This window comes from Corynebacterium sp. HMSC068G04, from assembly GCF_001814885.1.
In the GTDB taxonomy this organism is placed as follows: domain Bacteria; phylum Actinomycetota; class Actinomycetes; order Mycobacteriales; family Mycobacteriaceae; genus Corynebacterium; species Corynebacterium hiratae.
Genome location: NZ_KV818301.1, coordinates 29,712 through 49,809, shown reverse-complemented (window position 1 = coordinate 49,809; position 20,098 = coordinate 29,712). Strand labels below are relative to the sequence as shown.

Annotated in this window: 15 protein-coding genes and 1 pseudogene; 3 read left to right on the top strand and 13 right to left on the bottom strand. The window is 57.3% G+C overall.

Going from position 1 to position 20,098, the window contains the following annotated elements; all coding sequences use genetic code 11:
* Positions 1-17: 17 nt before the first annotated feature.
* Together HMPREF2993_RS03555 and HMPREF2993_RS03550 are read left to right on the top strand one after the other, a co-directional pair.
* On the top strand, positions 18-1,784 hold the full coding sequence (locus HMPREF2993_RS03555) for an ABC transporter ATP-binding protein (protein ID WP_034970331.1): 1,767 nt from the start codon (positions 18-20) through the stop codon (positions 1,782-1,784).
* Positions 1,784-3,508 (top strand): ABC transporter ATP-binding protein, encoded by a 1,725-nt coding sequence (locus tag HMPREF2993_RS03550; RefSeq protein WP_014303363.1) that lies wholly within the window; start codon positions 1,784-1,786, stop codon positions 3,506-3,508. The genes HMPREF2993_RS03555 and HMPREF2993_RS03550 overlap by 1 nt, the downstream gene beginning before the upstream one ends.
* 3 nt (positions 3,509-3,511) lie before the next feature.
* Here the strand turns inward: HMPREF2993_RS03550 and HMPREF2993_RS03545 are convergent, their stop codons facing one another.
* The 4 genes from HMPREF2993_RS03545 to HMPREF2993_RS03530 all read right to left on the bottom strand — a co-directional run bounded on the left by HMPREF2993_RS03545 (position 3,512) and on the right by HMPREF2993_RS03530 (position 9,198).
* On the bottom strand, positions 3,512-4,972 hold the full coding sequence (locus HMPREF2993_RS03545; protein ID WP_246822337.1) for an ABC transporter ATP-binding protein: 1,461 nt from the start codon (positions 4,970-4,972) through the stop codon (positions 3,512-3,514).
* 14 nt (positions 4,973-4,986) lie between these two features.
* Positions 4,987-5,733, bottom strand: a complete 747-nt coding sequence (locus HMPREF2993_RS03540; RefSeq protein ID WP_014303365.1) for an energy-coupling factor transporter transmembrane component T — start codon at positions 5,731-5,733, stop codon at positions 4,987-4,989.
* The gene (locus tag HMPREF2993_RS03535; RefSeq protein WP_014307391.1) at positions 5,733-6,359 is read right to left on the bottom strand and encodes an MptD family putative ECF transporter S component; all 627 of its coding nucleotides are present in this window, start codon (positions 6,357-6,359) and stop codon (positions 5,733-5,735) included. The genes HMPREF2993_RS03540 and HMPREF2993_RS03535 overlap by 1 nt, the downstream gene beginning before the upstream one ends.
* Positions 6,360-6,450: 91 nt before the next feature.
* A complete protein-coding gene (locus tag HMPREF2993_RS03530; protein WP_256380868.1) occupies positions 6,451-9,198 on the bottom strand; it encodes a non-ribosomal peptide synthetase in 2,748 nt (915 codons plus the stop codon).
* 67 nt (positions 9,199-9,265) lie between these two features.
* On the opposite strand from HMPREF2993_RS03530, the gene HMPREF2993_RS03525 reads away from it, so the two are divergent.
* Positions 9,266-10,546, top strand: a complete 1,281-nt coding sequence (locus tag HMPREF2993_RS03525) for a purine-cytosine permease family protein (RefSeq protein WP_168166759.1) — start codon at positions 9,266-9,268, stop codon at positions 10,544-10,546.
* Positions 10,547-10,567: 21 nt separating this feature from the next.
* On the opposite strand, the gene HMPREF2993_RS13380 is transcribed toward HMPREF2993_RS03525, so the two are convergent.
* The 9 genes and pseudogenes from HMPREF2993_RS13380 to HMPREF2993_RS13005 all read right to left on the bottom strand — a co-directional run bounded on the left by HMPREF2993_RS13380 (position 10,568) and on the right by HMPREF2993_RS13005 (position 19,650).
* Complete coding sequence (locus HMPREF2993_RS13380; RefSeq protein WP_066512189.1) at positions 10,568-10,696, bottom strand: IS3 family transposase; 129 nt, start codon at positions 10,694-10,696, stop codon at positions 10,568-10,570.
* A gap of 439 nt (positions 10,697-11,135) precedes the next feature.
* Entirely contained in the window at positions 11,136-11,507 is a 372-nt protein-coding gene (locus tag HMPREF2993_RS03510) for a hypothetical protein (protein ID WP_066512193.1), read from the bottom strand.
* A 412-nt stretch (positions 11,508-11,919) separates the two neighbouring features.
* The gene (locus HMPREF2993_RS13815) at positions 11,920-12,864 is read right to left on the bottom strand and encodes a coiled-coil domain-containing protein (protein ID WP_066512197.1); all 945 of its coding nucleotides are present in this window, start codon (positions 12,862-12,864) and stop codon (positions 11,920-11,922) included.
* A gap of 502 nt (positions 12,865-13,366) precedes the next feature.
* Positions 13,367-13,663: pseudogene (locus tag HMPREF2993_RS14015) on the bottom strand (relaxase/mobilization nuclease domain-containing protein); the annotation flags it as partial.
* Between the two features lie 172 nt (positions 13,664-13,835).
* A complete protein-coding gene (gene mobC / locus HMPREF2993_RS03500; protein ID WP_066512200.1) occupies positions 13,836-14,228 on the bottom strand; it encodes a plasmid mobilization relaxosome protein MobC in 393 nt (130 codons plus the stop codon).
* Positions 14,229-14,472: 244 nt separating this feature from the next.
* Complete coding sequence (locus tag HMPREF2993_RS03495; RefSeq protein WP_070512106.1) at positions 14,473-14,781, bottom strand: hypothetical protein; 309 nt, start codon at positions 14,779-14,781, stop codon at positions 14,473-14,475.
* A 2-nt stretch (positions 14,782-14,783) separates the two neighbouring features.
* Positions 14,784-15,122, bottom strand: coding sequence for a hypothetical protein (locus HMPREF2993_RS03490; protein ID WP_070512104.1), 339 nt, complete (start codon positions 15,120-15,122; stop codon positions 14,784-14,786).
* A 92-nt stretch (positions 15,123-15,214) separates the two neighbouring features.
* Positions 15,215-19,444, bottom strand: a complete 4,230-nt coding sequence (locus HMPREF2993_RS03485; RefSeq protein ID WP_070701026.1) for a DNA polymerase — start codon at positions 19,442-19,444, stop codon at positions 15,215-15,217.
* A complete protein-coding gene (locus HMPREF2993_RS13005; protein WP_255365581.1) occupies positions 19,444-19,650 on the bottom strand; it encodes a helix-turn-helix transcriptional regulator in 207 nt (68 codons plus the stop codon). The genes HMPREF2993_RS03485 and HMPREF2993_RS13005 overlap by 1 nt, the downstream gene beginning before the upstream one ends.
* Positions 19,651-20,098 lie beyond the last annotated feature (448 nt).

The following is a 20,098-nucleotide window of genomic DNA, read 5'->3' as shown; positions in this document are numbered from 1 at the left end:
TAAGTAAAGAGGCCCCGATGACCGAACAAAAACCACCCATTACATTTAGGCAAATATCTCAACCTGCCCACCGGCAGATCACGGTGTCGCTGCTATTGGCGGTGCTGGCGGCGGTTTTGTCGCTGGTGCCGGTAATCGTGCTGGTTGAGCTGGTGCGCACCGTAATGCTGTCCTTCCAGGGAGAGCCGATAGATGCGTCAAAGCTGTGGCTGCTAGTCGCGGCGCTCATGGTGGCCACCGTCCTACATGGACAGGCAACCGTGAAGAGCCTCCAGGTAAGCCACCAGGCCGACGGCCTTTTGGGCGAGCACTTACGCCAGCAGCAGATTACCAAGCTGGGTAGGCTCCCGCTGTCTTGGTTTACGCGGACACCTTCGGGGACTGTGAAAACCTACATCGAAGACGACGTCACCAAGATCCACCAGCTCATCGCCCACGCGCCGCACGATTATTCGGCCGGTGTACTCGTACCGCTATTGAGCCTGGGATACATGTTCGTGGTGGACTGGCGGATAGGCCTGCTGGGCCTGGTACCACTGCTGTTGGCAGTGGCCACCATGCCGTTTATGATGCGCGAGTTTCAAGAAAAGGCGGAGAAATTTAAGTCCAGCCAGAAGCAGCTAGACGCCGCCGTCGTAGAGTTGGTGCGCGGCATCCCGGTTATCAAGGTGTTTGTTCCGGAAGGCTACGACGAGAGCATTTTCCTTAGTCGTTCCCGGAGTTTTGGTGGGTTCTATCGCGAGTGGTTGCACGCCACCGTACACCCCACCGCTTTGATGAAGATCTTCACCTCCACCGGGTTTGGCCTGCTGGTGGTAGCCGCGGCCAGCCCGTGGCTCATCACGTCTGCGGGCGTACCAGTGGCCGATGTGCTGGCAGCGTTTTTGTTCATCAACAACATCGCCGCGCCTCTGCTTATGCTTTCGCGCACTAACATCATGTTTTCGGAGGCGAAGGCTGCCGCGGCGGATCTCACCGAGTTCTTCAACATCCCGGTATTGCCGCCCGCTGCTGGCGGCAGGGAGCCTGCAAACGCCGGAATTGAGTTGAAAGATTTAAGCTTCTCCTACGTGCCGGACACCCCGGTGCTTTCCGGCATTAACCAAAAACTTACCGCCGGCAGCATCACTGCGGTGGTGGGACCTTCCGGCTCGGGGAAGTCCACGTTAGCCGCGCTCATCCCCCGGCTATTAGACCCCACGGAGGGGTCGGTGCGCATTGGTGGCGTCCCTAGTACTGATCTCCGATCTGACCAGCTCTACCGTAGGGTAGGGTTCGTCTTCCAGGACCCTTACCTTATGCGGATGAGCGTGCGGGATAACATTCGCCTCGCTCACCCGGAGGCCACCGACGCAGACGTGGTTCGCGCCGCCCGCGCCGCCCAGATTCATGAGCGCATTACCCATCTGCCGCGCGGCTACGACTCGGTGGTGGGAGAGGACGCGCAGCTTTCCGGTGGCGAGCAGCAGCGGCTGGCTATTGCCCGGTCCATCTTGCTCGACGCGCCGATCCTCGTGTTGGATGAGGCCACCGCTTTTGCGGATCCGGACTCCGAGGCCGCGATCCAGCGGGCCATTACCGAGCTGGTGGCCGGGCGCACGCTAGTAGTTATCGCACACCGGCTCCACACGATCACCGGCGCTGACCGGATCCTCATGCTGGAAAACGGTGAGGTCACCGAAGCAGGCACTCACGAAGAGTTAGTGGCGGCAGGCAAGGGCTACGCCACGATGTGGGCACGCTACCAAACCGCGCAGGCGGGCATCCAAGGGGAGGAAAAATAATGATCCGCACGCTCTATTCACTGGGCAGTCCGGCTGATCGTCGCCGTCTGGTGCTGGTCCTTACGCTAATTGGGATTTCCGCGGTGGCGTTGGCCATTGGCCTTATCCTCATTGCACTGTTTTTGGACACGCTGTTTAGCGAAGATCCCGCGCAGGCCGCAGCATGGTTGCCCTGGATCATTATCTCCGTCCTCGTCTACGCCGCCGCAGACTGGCCCACTGAGGTTATTGCCCAGGACCTGGGGCATGATTACGTGCTGCGCATCCACCGGCTTATCGCCGATCGCACGGCACAGCTACCCCTGGGCTATTTTGAAGAAGATCGCGCCGGCCAGATCGGTGTTGTAGCCACCAGCGGTGCGCTGTTTGCCGCTAACGCGCCGGCAATGATGCTGCGGCCCATGCTGCACGGTGCTGCCTCGGCCGGTTTGGCTTGCGTGTTTCTCATCGCCGTGGACTGGCGGCTGGGGCTGGTTACCGTTGCAGTGGCTGCCGTGGTGTGGTTCGCCTATAACCGCCTAATGCGGCAGTACCGCGTGGCAGAGCGCCAGAAGGGCGAGCGCAACGAGCACGGCGCCGCGGAGGTGCTGGAGTTCGCCCAGGTGCAGCCGGTGCTGCGCATGGCTGGGCCGGATTCGCTGGGGGAGCGCGCCGTGCGCGCCTCGATTCGAGAGCAGCTTAGCGCCCAGCAGCACACCCAGAAGACAGGTGAGATGATCATGGGTCGTCTGGCTTTAATCATCATGGTCGGTACCGTGGTCATTGATGCCCTGGCCACCGTGCTACTTCTCAACCACTGGCTAGAAGCAGGCACCTACATTGGCGTCATTGTGTTGGTGTTCATCCTGGCTCGCGTTGCTATGTCGGGCATACCCTACGGCGAGGGCTTGGAATCCGCGCGCAATACCTTAGATGAGATCCAAAAGATCCTCGATGCGCGGGTGTTGCCGGAGCCTGCGGTTCCGGCGGCGCCACGCGACTATGGCATCGAGTTCGATGGGGTGGGCTTTGGCTACGAACCCAACACCCCAGTGGTCCGCGACGTGAGTTTCCGCGTGGCGCCCGGAACTACTACTGCGTTGGTGGGTCCCAGCGGCTGCGGCAAGAGCACCTTGCTAAAACTTGCGGCACGCTTCTATGACGTTGACCAGGGGACCATCCGTATCGGTGGTGTGGATATTCGCGATCTTGGCTCCCGGGCGGTGTTGGATTCGCTGGCTATGGTGTTCCAATACGTGTACCTCTTCGAGGACACACTGTATGAAAACATCCGCCTGGGCTGCCACAATGCAACGCGGGAGGAGGTGCTCCGCGCAGCGGAGTTGGCCGGTGTCACCGAGATTGCCCGGCAGCTGCCGCAGGGGTTTGACACCCTGATTAGCGAGGGCGGGCAGAATCTCTCCGGTGGTGAGCGTCAGCGTGTCTCCATCGCTCGTGCGCTACTGAAGGACGCGCGGATCGTGCTGCTTGATGAGGCGACTAGCTCTCTAGACGTGCAGAATGAGCACCTTGTGATGCGCGGTATGAAAACGCTTTCTGCCGAGCGCACCATCGTCGTCATTGCGCACCGGCTGCACACCATCCGCGACGCGGACCAGATTGTGATGATGAGTCCCTCCGGCACCGTGGAGTCTATCGGCAACCACGAGGAACTCATGGAGAGTTCCCCACGCTACCGCAGCTTCTGGGGTGAAAAGAGCGACGCCACCAGCTGGAAGCTGTAGGGACTAGCTGTCGCGGCCGCGTAGATACCGCACCGTGCGCGCCAGTGCGAGATCATCGCACGGTTCGCAGGCGGTAAGGCGGCCTTTTTCCACGCGCAGGAGAAGATCGCAGCACCGCGCCACCAGCTCCATGTCATGGGTTACTACCAAAACGGTCTTGCCCTGCCGGGCTAGGGCGTCTAGCAGGTGGGCCACCCGGTGCATGCGGCACAGGTCCAGCCCGCTGGTGGGTTCATCGAAGACGATTACCTCGCGCTCACTTAGGACTGCTGAGGCGATGGCCACGCGCTGGCGTTCGCCGCCCGAAAGCGACATCGGGTGCCGGGCCCGCTTGTCCGCGAGATCAAGTGCACCAAGCACCTCGGTAAGGCGCGCTTCGTTTTTCCCAGCCGGTCCACTGGTGCCGATGATTACGTCGGACTCCACGCTCTCCCCGAAAAGCTGGTGGTTTACGTCCTGCATTACTAAATAGGACTGGCGCAGGCGCTGCCGGGGACCCGAGAGCGAGCGGTTATTGATGTCCACCACGCCGGTGGCCTTAGATTCCAGGCCAGTCAGAACGCGCACAAAGGTAGATTTTCCGGCCCCGTTGCGTCCTACCACGCCGATGACTTGTCCTTGCGGCAACTCCGTGTGGCTGATGCTCAGGGATGGCTCTGTAGCCTTGGGGTAGGTGAACTGTAGCTTTTTGAGCACCATCGTGCCACTTGAAGGGCGTGGCTCGCGGGTCACCTCGGGGACCTGCTGCGCTGAGCGCAAGCCCATGCGGTACAGTTCGGCCTTGTCTAGGGTGCGAAACTCCGAGCCGCTGAGATCATGAGCGATCTGCCCGTCCTGCATAACCAGCACTCGGTCCACGATGTCAACTAGGTAGGAAAGCCGATGCTCAGCGATCAGGACGGTGCGGCCCTGTGTCTTCCACTGCGCGACGATGCGGCGCAGCTCATCGACGGCGGCGAGGTCGAGATTTGATGATGGTTCGTCTAGTAGTAGTACCTGTGGGTGCATCGCGGCCACTGAAGCGCATGCTATTTTTTGTTTCTGGCCGCCGGAAAGTGTGAACAGGTGCCGGTCGAGGAGATGAACCATGCCGAAATCTGCGGAAAGTTCCCCAATACGCTGTCGAATCTCGTTGGGCGCCACGCCGAGGTTTTCGCAGCCAAAGGCGAGTTCGCTGGCTACTTCCAGCGTGAAAAATTGCGACTTGGGGTTTTGGAACACTGAGCCTACGCGTTCGGCGATGTCGTGTGGGTGGGCATGAGTGATGTCTTCGTCGTCCAGCAGCACCTCCCCCGAAATCTGGGCGTCGCAGAACGTGTGCGCCACGCCGTTTATCAGGCGTAGCAGGCTGGACTTACCGCAGCCTGATTCGCCACACACTAGAACTAGTTCGCCCTTCGCCACGGTGAGATTTACGTGGTGCAGCACCGGCTCCGCTGTGTTTTGACCATAGGATAGTGACACATCGTGCAGCTTTATCACGGCAGCATCACTATATTTACCAGTAGTAGGATCAGGGACACGACGAGCACGCTTATGACTATTGCGTCGCCTACGCGGAAGCCTATCTCGCACAGCGTGGTTCGTCGGCGAGGCGAGCCCAATCCGCGGGTCACTGCAGACATAGCCAGCTCGTTGCCGATGCTCACAACGGACGCCAACAGTGGCACAAAGCGGTATTCGAGCATAGCGATCGGGTTGCGCAGGCCCGAGATGCCACGCATCTGCATGGCGGTGCGGATATCGCGGTATTCCTCGAGAATCGTCGGGAAGAACCGGAACATGATGGACGTGGGGATGGTCAGGGCGTCGGGGCTCCGCATGCGCTGCATCGCGGCCATGAATTCGCTGGCCGAGACGGTGCGTAGTAGGTACCAGCAGCACGTGATGCCAGGGAGGATGAGCGAAAGCCCTGCGAACCACGTAGCGCACACGTCCACGATGATGTGGCGCTCGGGCAGGGCCTGTACCACCACCGCAGGAAAGCCGGCGAGCACCGCGAAGGTGAGTGCGTATCGCAGTGCAGCGGCCACCATGCCGGAGGCGAGGAAAAGTGCCCCGGGAACGGCAATGAGCATCCACCGGGCGGTGCTGCCCAGCGCCCCACTGGACCCGGCCGGTGAGATGAGCACCGAGGACACCACGAGGATGACCAGCACCGTGGTGCGTGGGTCCAGATGGAGTCCCGCTGTGTGCGTGCCTGATCCGGGCAAAGTGGGCGACATCAGGCGATTCCTGCTCGCTGGAAGTGCTTGGTGAAGATGCGCCGGCCGAGGATCCCGCCGAGGATCCCGCAGACGAAGGTTACTATCACAATGATGAGGAATAGCCAAGTCATCTGGCCAATAGAGGTGAGGCCATCCGCGAAACTAGCACCATATTTGGTCTGCATGCCGCTGCTCTCTATGTAGCGCCGAGTGGTGAAGAAAAGCGGAATATATGATGCGGTGGGTGACACTGCTATAAAGGCATAGGCGATCACACTGTGTATTGCGCTCGTATACTTGCCGGCGCGCAAAATTAACTCGGCAAACACGGCCATGACCAAGCTGAGCAGCAGTGGCCATATGCCTAAACCAAGCAGCAGGCTGGCGAGGCCGCTGAGAAGAAGGAATATGAAGACCATGCCGGGCTTGTGCACCTTGGCCAAGAACAGCATCATCGGGATGCCCAGGATGAGGGCCTGAACGCTGGTGATCATCACGTAGGTGATGGGGGTGATGCCGATGAAGGCGATGACCACGCCGGCTACCAAGTTGATGACGAAGAAGATGCCGATGTTCATCAGGTCGGTGATGTTCAGCCGTCCTGCTTTTGCATCTTTCGGGGTGGTGTGGGGAGTACTGGGCATGATGTTTCCTTTCAGATTAGGCTGCTTGTGCGTAGCACTGGGTTGGGGGCAAGTGGCTTGTCAGGTGAGTGAAACAGGTGTGGCATGAACTCTAAATTTCGCCTTCTTCTACGTCGCTGCCGACGATGTCGGCGATCAGGTCGGACAATTCTCGGACCGTTGGATGGTTGAATACGTCACGTATGGAGATCTCTACTGACATTTCTCGACGAATCGAGTTAGTAAGCCGCACGGCCGTGAGCGAGTCGGCACCGATGGTGAAGAAGTCATCGTCGATGCTGATCTCCTTGGGCCCGAGGAGTTCTTGCAAGACGGTAATGATACCCGAATCTCGGTGATTACGAGAGCGTTCCCTTGTTTGTGGTTGTTCAAAGGTTTTTCCTTCTAAACTCTTGCGATCAATCTTGCCGTTCCAAGACCGTGGTAGCCCATCAATGCGTGATATCACGCGTGGACGCATATAGGCAGGGAGAGACTCGGCGAGGTGGTTATCGAGTGCTGCCATGTTAAAGCCCTCATGCGTAACAACGTAGAGAACAATGCCATGGTCGTTGACAGCGACGCAATCGCGGAGTTCGTTGAATTCTCGTGCTGTTGACTCGATCTCACCGAGTTCGATGCGGTAGCCGTTGACCTTAGCCTGACCGTCCTCGCGCCCCAGGAAGATGATGTGACCAAGGTGATTGTAGAGGGCCTTGTCGCCCGTGCGGTACATTCGTTCGCCGGTGCGGGGGTGGGTGATGAATGATGCTGCGGTCTTCTCTGGGTCCTTCCAGTACCCCATGGCCAGGCCACGTCCGGCAATGTAAAGGTCTCCCGGCACATGCGTGGGTCGGGGGTTCAGGGCCTCATCGAGGATGTACATTCGCTGATTTGCCAGCGGCGTTCCATAGGGAATGCTGGTACGCGAGGCATCATCGACGCCTACCTCGTACCAGTTTGACCATATCGATGCCTCGGTAGCACCCCCAGCAGCGAAAACTGTGCAGTCCCGGAAGAGGGTGCTGACCTGGTAAGCGATATTTACAGGTATCCAATCTCCGCTGAGTAGTGCCGACCGTACGGAGGAACCAATGAGGCTCCGTTCGCGGAGGTGTTCCACGTACATCGAAAAAAGTGCTGGCACAGAGTTCCACAGCGTCACCGAGTGCGTAGTTACGGCATCTGCCCAGCACTGCGGATCACGTTTGTCTGCTGGAGATGGCAACACCAAGGTAGCACCCCGCGCGAACATCCCGAAGATGTCGTATACCGATAGATCGAAGTTTAGCTCTGAAATCCCCAATATCCGGTCGGTCGGAGTCACCCCGAGGCGTTCGTTGACATCGACAATCGTATTGACCGCCGACTCGTGGGTGATGGCTACTCCTTTGGGAGTGCCCGTCGTACCAGACGTGTAGATGACGTACGCAAGCGAGCTGGGTGTCGGACTCGATTCGCTTAAGGCCTGGTCACCTGGCCGATGCCGGGCGACATCGGCCAGAGTGATGACTGTGCAGTGCTCGGCTAACGCAGCGAAATCATCGTCCGGATGGTCCATCGCAACAATGGATGCACCCGCATCGTTGATGATGGAAGTGTTACGCCCCACCGGTTGGTCCACGCTCAGCGGCAAGTAGGCGCATCCGGCCTTCATTGCGCCTAGTACCGCTGCGATCTGTTGTGCGGACTTTTCCATCATGATGCCAACGAGATCACCAGGCGCCGGGTCAGTTGCAGCAATAAGCTGGGCCCACTTATCCGACTGCTCATTGAGTTGCTCGTATGTCCATTGCGTGGTGGCGTCTATCACCGCGAGGTTGTCACCATGCTCGGCAAGTCCCTTCTGATACAGCCCCAGTAGGCTCTTATCCGCTCCGGGGAGTTCCCGGTCTGTGTCGTTGATTCGATCTGCGGTGGGCGCGTTGGTCGTCGGAGCTATGGTACTGGTGGGCGCGTTCCAGAGTTCAGGGGACTCTGCGAGGTGCGAGAGAGTGGCTGTAAGGCTGGTGAAAAGCTCCGCCACCATGTCGTCGGGGAAGATCGCCTCGACCGCGTCCATATTCAGCATCAGGCCACCATCGTGTTCATAGACCTGGAGGTCCATCCATACCTGTGGCGTCTGCGATAGGCCATGATCGATTACGCCCAGGTAAGGACTCTGATCTGACTCGGGGTGCTCCACGACGCCCAGGCCACACGTGAAGACCACCGGCATGGTTACCCGAGCACCGCGTTGCTTAGTAAGCATTCGCTGCACCGACACGCCGGAGACACTGCCGTGATCGAGATTGCTGAACATGCGCCTGTGTAGCGCTGCAGCGCGGTCCCGGAACGATGGTGCACACTGGGTATCCACGCTGAGAATAGATAGGCTGGTGAAGTCGCCAACTATGTGGTCAACCTCGGGGGCGAACCGAGTGCGGTCGAACCGGGTCAGGTTGATGCTAAGTCGCGGCTCATCGCTGTACCTCGCTAGGACTTCGGCGTATACCTCGGCTAGGAATACGGCTTCGGTCATCCCCTCCTCACGTACCCGTTGCTTAATCCGGCGCCACTTCGCAGCGTCCACCAGGGCGTGGTGGCGGCAAAACTGCGAGGTATTAGCGCCGTTTGTGTCGGTCACCGGCAACTGCGGTGCAGGATAAATAGTATCCACTGCCGATTCCCAATAGGCTTGGTCACGCTTATGGATGTCGCTGTGTGACAGTTCAATCGTGGCTTCGACATAGTCTTTAAATGAATAGGGGATTGCCGGATCGAGACTGTCTACGCCGTGGTCGTAGGCCTGCTTCCACTCACGGAAAATGTGGAACATGCTCCAGCCGTCGATAAACAAGTTATCGAAACTTAAAAGCAGTCGACCCGCGTCGGGCTCGGCTACGTAGCGCCCGTCGATGTTCGCTATCTGGGTTGGATTTGGGTACGTGCCAACAGGATTGATTGTGGGCGGTCAACTCGCTGGGCAGGGAGGCGCCGAGGGGATGACATTCGGGCAAGCCCTTTTGGCAATCTCAGTAGGCGAGGGCCTCCTTCTTATTCTCACATTCCTGCTCGGTCTCGCGGCAATGCGTACAGGGCTTAACCTTTCCCTGATTTCTCGCATTTCCTACGGCAAGATGGGCATGATTTTGCCAATGCTCATCATGGCGCTTTTGACCCTCGGTTGGTTTGCGTCAATCGTAGGCATGGTTGGTTCAATTTTCGACGTAGCTGTAGGCGATCTCACGGGCATCACAGTTGTTAACGGGTTGTCTCTTGAATACGTGCTTTTGTGCCTGTTCTGGGGCGCTGTGTTTACCTACTCCGCGTGGAGGGGCATCACGGCTATCGAAACGATTTCAGGCTGGGCTGCACCATTTGTTCTCATCGTTGCACTGGTAGCCGCGGTCTTGATGGTTGGTGAATTTGGCGGATTTGATAAGGTAATTGATGAAGCTTCAACCCGTTCGGGCATGTCCCAAGGCACGGGCGTGACAATCATGCTTGGTGCATGGATTGCGGGTGTCATTATGGGTGTAGATATCTTCCGCTACGCCAAGAAGGTGACTCACGTGTTTATCGGAGCTGCAGCCTGTTTTATCTTGACTAATCCTTTGCTCAATATTGTCGGTTATGTCGGTTCAATTTCGACAGGTGACTCGAATTTTATTACCTGGATGGTTACAAAAGGCCTATTCTTAACTATTGTCGGCGTAACGCTGTGGGTCTTGGCTCTGTGGACAACCAACATGTCTGAGTTGTACTGCAATGCCCTCTACGTTGGCCCTGCCGCCGAGAGCGCCGGCCTTCGCCTGCACCGTGGCAAGATCGTTATTGTAGTTGGAATTGTTGGCACCATTCTCGGTTCCCTTGGTTTCTATGAATATTTCTTCTCCGACTTCATCACCATTCTTGGTGCTGCATTCGTTCCACTGGCCGGACCTATCCTTGCTGACTATTACCTACTTCGTCGCGATGAGTACTCGACCGCAGATCCTAACCATATGCCTCCGCTTCGCCTGCCTGCTGTACTTTCATTCATTGTTGGTGCCCTATGCGGGATCGCATTCCAATACTGGTTCGCCCTCCCGCTTGACTTCCCTGCTGGACTTGGCGCGCTGATTGTCACTTTTGTTCTTCACATCATCTTGTCAAAGGCTATGGCATCACGTCCCGAGCAGCAGCAGCAGGTCATCTCGGAGGGTTTCTCCTCGCCAGCTGCGTAGCAAACGCTCTATTTTTATCCTCTAGCCCGCGCAATGCAGCGAGGCACGGTTGATGCCGAGCTCTGCTGATGCTGAGTTCAGTGAGAGCTCCTCGTTGTTCTCATAGAGGGTCACGGCATCACGTTTGAACTCTTCGGAGTACCTGGACATGGTGGTAGATTACCTTTCTTCCCCGCCCGACTGGGCTGGATATCAGGTGTCCACCAAATGGGGGCCAGTTCAAAAACCTCCGGGGGTATTTTTCAAAATTACTAGGGCCCGGGGTGCCAAGGCTATGCGGCATCAGAGCTTTGCCGGTGAGGCGCGGGCATCTTTCATGACGCACTGCCATGTCGCTAACCACTACAAAGTGCACTATGTGAGTTGCTTTGGGTTCGGGCACATCCTGGTCAAGGGCTACATCGAGATCGCCTGATTGCCGAAAGTCCTAGAGCAGGTAGGGGTCGCCGAGGTCGTGGCTGACCCCTACATCGGTCCGTACAGGTTGCATGTCGCTGAAATGATATTCATCCAACTTAGCCCCTGTCTAGCCTAGTGTAGGTTGCCGACCACCTACGGGATCCCCTGGTTCTACAAGTCCAGGCACCTGTTACGGTTCCCAGAAGTGCAAGATCTGACCCCTGCGGATGTCGCCTCGGACCTTGAGGCCGTCGGTTCCCCTTTCGTAACTGCGCAAGATGTCGCGCAGGATGCGCATCACGGTTTCGTAGCTGACGTCGGTAGGCTCCGCGAAGGTATCCGGAAGCTGACACAACACGTCCTCGGGAAGATGATGAAGATAAAGTTTCGATGTTGACGCGACGGCAATTTTGCCCCGATACTTTAGGACCACACTGAAGATGGTGTCCTTGAAACTCGTCTCCTGCTCATCGATCTCGAAGAGATCCAAGAATTCCTCCTGGGTATCCCGGTTATCAAATGCGGTCGGAACCGCAAAAATGTCGTATTCATAATTACACATGTGAAACCTTTCACTTGAGCTAAATAATTACTTGTATAGGCTAATAACGTCCGGCTTATTCGTTTAGTTCCCGAGCTTCTGACCTATGCAGTGGGGCCTGGCCACCGGATAGTGGGCACACTGAAACCAGTATTTCGCTGGCGGAAGGAGGAACCTTTCCGCCATGCCACGCAAGACCTACACCGAGTAGTTCGGTGTCACCCAGTAGGTGGGGTCGATTGGGGTGAATGCGGACAGCCCGTTGGAGGGGTCGCTTAACGCATCACTGAAGCGGGAAGTCCTTCAGGATGAGTCTGTTTTCCCACGTCAGCTGGTGAGCCGCTAGACCAGCGACCCTGACTATCGCACCTTGGTGAATCCCCCGTGCCCACTTTCCGGAGTTCAGTCCCCTAAGGGGTTTGTTCTTCTCCAGCTAATCGTCTCTGGTCAGTTTCAAGGCAAGGTAGAACATAGGACCGACGATGAGGCCAATGACTGTCATTGTGACAGTTAGCCACCCTATCGTCGAGTACCATGTCTCAGCATCAGCGACGTGACCCCAAAGTGCCCCCAGGCCGTCAGGGAAACCGAGGTACGTCATAACGCCTACGCCAAGACCGCCAATGGCCACGAATCCCACACTTGCCATAAGGGCTGCTAGGACAGACCAGAGCGCGAACCTTTTGGTGTTATCTATCCGATCAGTGTCTTTCTGTATGGCTTCGGCCAACTTCTGTCGCTCTGCGCTCACCTTCTCCAGCTCTCTCGAGAGTCGGGCACTCTCCTTCTCCAATCGTGAAACGGCTGCGTTGACCGTACTGTCGAGGTCGGTCTGGACCCGCTCGAACGACTCGTTAACCACGGGCCTAATACCGGAACTCAGGCAAGCCGTTAACTGCCTGGTTAAGCCGCGCGAGACGCTCATGGCGCTTTCGTCGCTGAGCCTCACTGGGTGTTTCGCGACTTCGATTGTTGCTCGGTACATCTTCGCCAGATCGAGCAGTGTTTTCTGAATGTTCCGCATAGCCGGACCCATATCTGTCAGCATGTTGACCAGGCTGCTGATGGTTTCTGCGACTGCTTTCTGCGTTTGGTCGTACTCCTTTGTGCCGACCGTTGTCCGAGCGAGCTTCTTCAGCTGCTTGTTGAGCTTCTGCTGCTGCTCGGACAATGTGTTCAGTTCCCCCTCCGAGGCCGCGATGCTCGAAATCCTGCTCTCCAGTGCGTCCATCGCTTTGAGTGCGGTGGCCATCTTCGCTGAGTCCTTCGTGCGCTGCTCCTGCATAGTCTCCAGGGCTTCCAGGACGGGGTCGAGGCTCTCTTCGAGGTACGTCTCCAGGGCCTGCTGTTGTTGTCCGGTAAGCGCTTGTTTGATCACTGTCTTCCTCGCTTTCTTTTAGTTTCTTCAGTCGTTCAATTCGCGTCTGGCGCGCCAGTGCTGCCGCCAGTTGTGCCTGTGCCTCCGCGATACGGTCGCGCAGGCCGTTGGTGGTGTAGCCAGGCCCAAATTTCGAGCCAGCGTCTGCCGCTTTCCGCCTGCGACTACGACCCTTAGGCGTGCGTGTCGTGTAGACCGCTTCCTCGCCGTCGTCACCGATCAAGCCGATGCTGAGATCGCCGTCTGTTGACCTCAACGAGAGGTTGTACTCGGCGGCGATCTCACAGGCTTTCTGCAGTCCATCTGGGGCGGTGAGGACCCGCTCGTCACTCACAAGCGCATCAACGCGTTTACGCAAGAAATCCGCCCAGGTTTCACCTGTCAGTTCGTCGATCTCCAGACCAGTTGAGTCGACGCTCTTGCCATCTCGGAGTGCCAGTCGCTCGGCACGTCGGAGCTTGACAAAGCCCTTCGGTTGCAAAGTTCTCATGCCCCAGTCACGCATGACGGAATCGTTAATAGCTTTGACCGCGTGCCAGTTGCTCGTACGCCTAGGCGCTGCCTTTCCAGTATTCAGGTCGTGGTTGAGCAAGATGATGTGATTATGGACGCATCGTGACTTGCCGTCAGTGTGGGTGGCGATGACGTACGGTGTGCCGGGAGCTAACCTCTGCGCAAGGTCCGCGCCCATGGCATTGGCCTTCTGCACGTCGGTGGAATTGTCCCCGTCGAGTTCGTCACGCGACCAGGATTGAACCAGCGTAATGGCCTGGTTGCTGCGACTGCCGTAGCGACCCATAATCTCGCGTCCGGATTCGATGAACTCGAGCCCGGCCCAGCGCCCGCCGCTGTCGTTTTTCATTTCTTCGCCGCAGACGACGGTCAGCGCTGCCGCACGGACCCGGCCAGCTTTCGCATTCGCTCGTGTGCCGTAGACCGCGTAGACGACGGGCGAGGAGAGACTCTTTGACCTATCGACTGTTGTGACGGACATATCGGCCCACCGCCTCTTTGAGTCGCCGCAAATCCTCCTGTGCAAGGCGAATGATGCCCATCAACTCCGCATCACCGGACGTGTGTGCGAGACGCGAGAGCTGATTGATGTTTACACCGATGCTGTTGATCTCTTTCCAGAGCCGCCTTACATCGTTTTGGAAATCCTCGGGAGGGTCGTTCATTCGTTCAGCCCACCCACGTGGTAGGCGGTCGGAAAGGGTATATATCGCCCCCCGCATGACCTCAGCAGGAGTCAGGTTCGTTCGCTTGGCGACCTCACTGACAACTTCCCACTGCTCAGCGTTGAGACGCAGCGTTAACCGCTTACTTACCGGGCCATCTAACTTCAATTTTTTCGTATCCTTCATCTTTTATTACTTTGTGTTACGTAGATCTCCCAACTCGCTTACGCGAGTTGGGAGATAGCCCTTATTTCTCGCACGCTTCGCGCTACCTCCGTCTCACGGATTACTGCGTATTCCGTGAGCACTGGTGGTAGTCGAAGTCGGCTCCAAAGAAGGGCGGCCAGCATCGCCCTGAGCACCTCCGGCGCTCACCCGGCTGACGCCGGGCCTTCGGGGGCGGCTGGCAAGGGGAGGGCCCCTTGACCCCCTAATCTGACCAGCCGACAGACTGGTCAGAATCTCCCGTTGGTCGCTCTACCTCACCACGTGAGGCGTCGGATGCGGTCTCACCGACCACATCCAGCCCCAGCGCTGCGAGCAGCTCCGCGACCGTTCGGTCGCGGTACGACGCCCATTCGGAAGTAGGTTTCGTGGCGGTGTCAACCAACACTCGGCCAAGCTCCATCAGGAGCTTGTCCTGCTGTTCCTTCTCACGCCGTTTGGCTTCCTCGCGAGCGCGCTTCTCAGCCTCGATTCGCTCCAGAGCGATCTCGATCTTCGTTTTCTTCGTGGCCATGTTTAGAACTCCATTTCAACGTCGTTATGGCTCTTTGACGACGACCTCTTCGAGGCCGCCGTCCGGGACACCATCGCCTGCTTGAGGCGACGGTTATTGGTTTTCTGGCGCGACCACTGAGAGACTTTGATGATGTCCTTGGCGGCGCTTTGGACATCACGTTCGGCTGAAGCAGCGGGCGCTCCTTCAGCCACCTCGCGCATGTCGTTCTCGGCTTGCGTGGCCTTTGTGGCCAGCCGCTGCCAGTCAGCGCCGAGCACACCAGCTGTCTCGGGTGTTAGCGGTTGCTTTGTTCGCGTGCCAGTCACGCTTTCTGTCACTCTTGAAGTCAGGTTGCCCATGACGGTTTACTCCTTAGTTCAAAGTTGTTTTGGAATGTTGCGCGGGACTCCTGAGGCGGTCCACGTGTGCGCCGTTTCGTGCTCAACTTCGGTCAGTCCTTACAACCAGCCCAGGACTCAGCAGGGCCTGCGAAGTCGGACAAAACAGGTACCTCGACGCCGTCCTTGCCGGGCAGCGTTACAGCGTTGAAGGCAGCCATAACTGTCTGCGTGATCTCGTCAGCACGGTCACGCGGGACCGACAACACAATCTCGTCGTGGACGAAGATGCGGACCATCTCCAAGACCTCCTGCGGAAGGTTCATCACACCTTCAAGGAACACGTCTCGGGCCGTCCCCTGGCCGTAGGCGGCAGGGGCTTGGGTGTACGCCGATCCACGGCTGACAGCCACCCGGCGGCCGAACCCCGTGGCAACCCAGCCAAGTGCCTCGGCGTGCTTGCGTAGATAATTCTTGAAGTATTCGAGCGTCGGAAACTCGAAGCGCAGACGGTCAAGCTGCTTCTTCGCCTCCATCACAGAGATGCCCGCATCGGCTGCTAAACCCCTGGCCCCCATGCCGTAGTTCATGGCATGGGCTAGCTTCTTCGCATCAGGCCTGCGAGACGCATCGTCGAAGACTCTGATAGCCATCTCCGTGTGCGCGTCACGGCCGGGGGCAAACAGTTCTGCGTAGGCTGCATCGCCGCTACCTGCTGCCAGACACCGCGCGTCGATCTGCGAGAGATCCACCGAGAGCAGTTCCTCATCAGCGTTGTCAGGGAGGATCATCTCGCGCTGCCTGATGAGACGATCAGTACGCTTACCGAAGACCGCTAGCGCCGGTTTCGTGGTGCTGAGACGACCCGTGACTTGGTCTGCCTGGATACTTGGATACACCTTGTCTCCGTGAAGGTTTTCCTTGACCGTCGAGGCCGGTGTGGAAGACCTAAGCAGTTTCTCCATCTTGGCTGCCAGCTCGACGATCTCGGGCACGTTTGCGTGCTGTTCGGCAAGCTGGCTAAACGCCTTCGCGCTGATACTGATCTCATCCGTGTCCGTGAGTAGCGCAGCAACGCCGAAACTATCTAGATAGTCTGAGATAGCCTGTTTGCCTTCCTTGGTCATCCAAGGCGCTTTCCCCTTATTGGGGATACCGACCACATCGACAAGCCAGGTGCGAATCTCAGACTTGACGGCTGCCTCTTCTGCCAAGGCCTCTTTGACCTTGACCATGTCCACTCGAACGCCGTGAGACTCCACAACACTTAGGGCGTGCATCTTCTCGTGTTCACGCTGCAGATACTCTGCGCTGACAGCTTCCAAGGCAGCAGGCAGCATTTTCTCGTAGACAGCGGAGGTTGAGCGTACGTCCTGTAGTGCGTAAGCAACGTACTCGGCGTTATCCACGGGAATCTTGTCAAACCCACCGAACCGTTCCTCCAGGACCTCAAGAGCCGTCTTACCGTCGTCCAGCAACTTGCCGTCTACACCACAGCGCTTAGCTACGGCATTGAGCTTGTATTTGAGGCTGCGGTCCCCACCTGCAGCCCGCTGGGAGAGGATCATCGTGTCATGCACCTTGCCAGCGTCGATGAGCGCCTTGTCATCGAGGCCATAGAGCCGTCGCAGTGCAGCCAGGTCAAACTGCACAACGTTGTGACCAACGATGGTGTCGGCAGTCTCCAGCAGCGGAATAAGTTCACCAGCGATGTCGGTGGTGGTCACAGGCTCAGCACCGTTGATCGAGTAAGCAGCAAGACGCACGAATCCTGGATCATCCGTGACCTGCACAACACCTGCGTCACCCGTTTCAAGGTCGAACACGACGGTTGTACTGTCGGCGGGTGCTGAGGGTACTGCCTGCCCGTCTGCTGTTTCTGCAGGTGTTGGTGTTGGTCCCGGTGTCGGCGGAGGAGTACCACCGCTGCCACCGTCACCACCGTTACCGCCATTGCTATCGTCACCGTCGTCATCGTCAGGATCGACACGTACGACCTGGAACCGCTTCGTATGGTTAACCATCCCAGCGCTTCGCATGACGTAACCATCGAAGGGCCTGTCTTGGAAACGGGTGTACTTACGTCCAAGGCGCTGGGCCGTGGCGTTATCAATTGTCCAAAGCCCAGAAGGCAAAGGAACAAACTGACCGCCGACGTTGCGCGCTTCAATAGCCTTCTGCGCGTCGAAAGCACGGAATGGCTTGCCGTCGAAAACCTCGTCTAGCCACGCGATATGGGCAAGATCTTCCAGCTCGCTGTCGTCCGACTCCTTGCGCCACTCGCGCACACCCTCCATGAGGTCACTACGACCTGCGAAGGCGAGAATGCCACCTACGGTTAAATACCACTCTTCAAAACTACCTACGTCATATCCAGAAGGAGGTGCGGGTTTACCGGCAACAACCCAGGCACGGATCATCGTGTGAGCAGCCTCAAGAAGCCTTTTTCGATTCTGGAATACCCATTCTTTGAGGTTTGGATGCTTAAAATCATCACGTGCCTCAGGGTTGACTAAATCCGAATGTAAAATAATAGGAATGGTACGGCGCGACATGTCTTTTCGGGCTGCAACCTTCTTGCCAATAGCAAACACACACGCACTGTTCGGTACTGACTTGTGTTCAGACTTGCCGAGGATGCGACCAGAGTAGACCTCGGCGGTGATCATCGAAGCCAACGCTTCGCTCTCCAGCCCCCCACTAGCCTCATCGAACATTAACGTGGTGCGGCCGGACAAAAGCGCAGAATACAGCACCTTTTCCATCTCTTCTTCGCTGACGGGAATCTTTTGAAACTGTGCAACCCGACCCGTCGCAATAATGCTGGCAACGTGCAGACATAAGTTTTTGCCAGTACCCTGGTTATTTGCCGAGATGAGGCCCAAGGGGGCCGTTGAACACACAGACCTTGTAAGCAATGTAAGAGGCATGGACACCGCGCGGGTGAGATCGGCCTCTGAAGCAAACGGGAAGTCACAGAACGGCTCCAACAGCGTCTCCAGCGCTTCCAGAGCATCGTCAGCGGTAGGAGCGTCAGGTACGTGGAAGCCTTCGAGATCGTCTGAAAGATCCAAGAACTTACGCGTCTCAGCGTTGTAGCCAGACTCACAGACAACATTTCCACTCTCCGAGAGGATAGGGGCTTCGGCAATACCCTCAATGGAGGGATACTTCGACACACGATTCTTGTTAAAAATCACAGCGGCCTCAGTCATGCCGAGTGGCCTGACCACTACTTTCTTAGCCATGTGTTGTTCGACCTGAATCGTCTGCGCAGCAAGGTCAATAGCATAGGGAAGATCAACGGTGTCAAGGCTCTTACGTCCGTCTCGTTTCTCCAAGGCCATGAGCTTGTCGTTGGTACGAAACAGTCTCGTACCTGCGTATTTGTCGTAAACGGCCTTATCCACGGTGTCGTAGAAGACCGACGGCTCAAGATCAGAGTTGACGGATGGCTTCATACTGCCCGCCTGCGGAGTTGATGCAGTTTGCGAGGGTGCCTGAGTCATCGAGGGCCGCTTCTGACAGGGCTTATCGCCTGCCTGCTTAATCCACAGCTCAAGCATCGTCTCGCGACGATCCGCGGGGATATTACCGAGCACGTCATCGATGCCTTGCTTGCCGCCGCCAGGAACATTTACAAAACGAACGGGGGTCGCACCCCACCGGCGGCACAGTGTGCCAAGTCCCTGGGCACCGTCATAGACCAGACGGTTTGCTGCAGCATCAGCGTCTGCGATGATGTAGGTGGGCAGGCCACCAACAAGTTGGAATGCGGGGGAAGGGCCAGCGTCACCACCCTGCCAGGACGTAATGCCGGGCAGAGCGTACACAGCAGTGTCATCGTCAGTGATCGACATCACGGCCAAGGGTTGTTTCGTACCCTCAACCAGCAGCACACGGCGTGTGCCAGCATGGACTGCGCGCCGCTCGATCAGCGAAGGTACGGGATGGCCGGAGTCCTTCGAAGGACCGATGTACTTGGGTGCACGACCATCTGCCAGTACTACAGTGCCGGGCTGAGGTTTTACCTGCCAGGTCGTTCCTTTATCTGCTTCTTGAAGTTCATAGACCAGGAATGGGGCTGCGTCTGGGAACCTGCCGATCCACTGCAGCGGCTCGGGTAGATCCTCAGTGGCATAAGCCGTGTATGCACCACAGCTTGCGATGACCTCATCAGAGATACCAGAGGCACGCAGCTCAGCGAGGTGCTCATCCGACAGGGAATCTAACTCTAAACCTTTACTTGAGGTTGATGGTTTAGTGTCAACGGTAGTAATATCGGTGTTAGTGGTTTTGGTGCCCTCATCAGCGGTGATGGGGGCGCTTTCTTTTGTCTCCATTAGGCTGCACCCCCGATCGTGGGTTGTGCGTTGAGCCAAGCATCAAGATCTTTGACGCGATAGAGGATTTGTCTACCAGATTTAATGTAGCGGGGACCTCGTCCCTCGGCACGCCAGTTTGCAAGAGTGCCGCGCGACAAGCCAAGCATTTCAGCAGCGGCTGTCGGCTTAACAGAAAGACGGGGAAGATCTACATGGGTACTCACGATGAACTGTCTCCAGACATGGAAAATTCACCCCAGCCTGCGCAGTTTGCGCTTAGGAGCTATTTCATGCCCGGTTCTAATTCGTGATTCCACTTTCATTTTCGAGGACCGATAAATGGGACCTCGCTGGCGACACCCGGAAGGCTGACAACCACTCTATCCCATTGCGGGCCATTTGGCAAGGGGCAGCAGTCTGGGTTGAGGCAGGCGTAAATGCACCCCCTAGCGCATGTTCGTCGCGTAGTTCTGCATCGTTTCGTTGCTTGAGGTTCAAATAATGAAAAAATGACGAAACGCTTGACCGGTGGTTTTGCAAAACTACGAAAATCAAAAATGCGAAACAAGCTACAGGGCTGCGACCTGTGTGGATCGGCATGATCGCGGTGGTGTTTCGTAATTCAGCGACTTTTCAATCCAACTCCTTCAAAGTAGAGAAACATAGACGTTG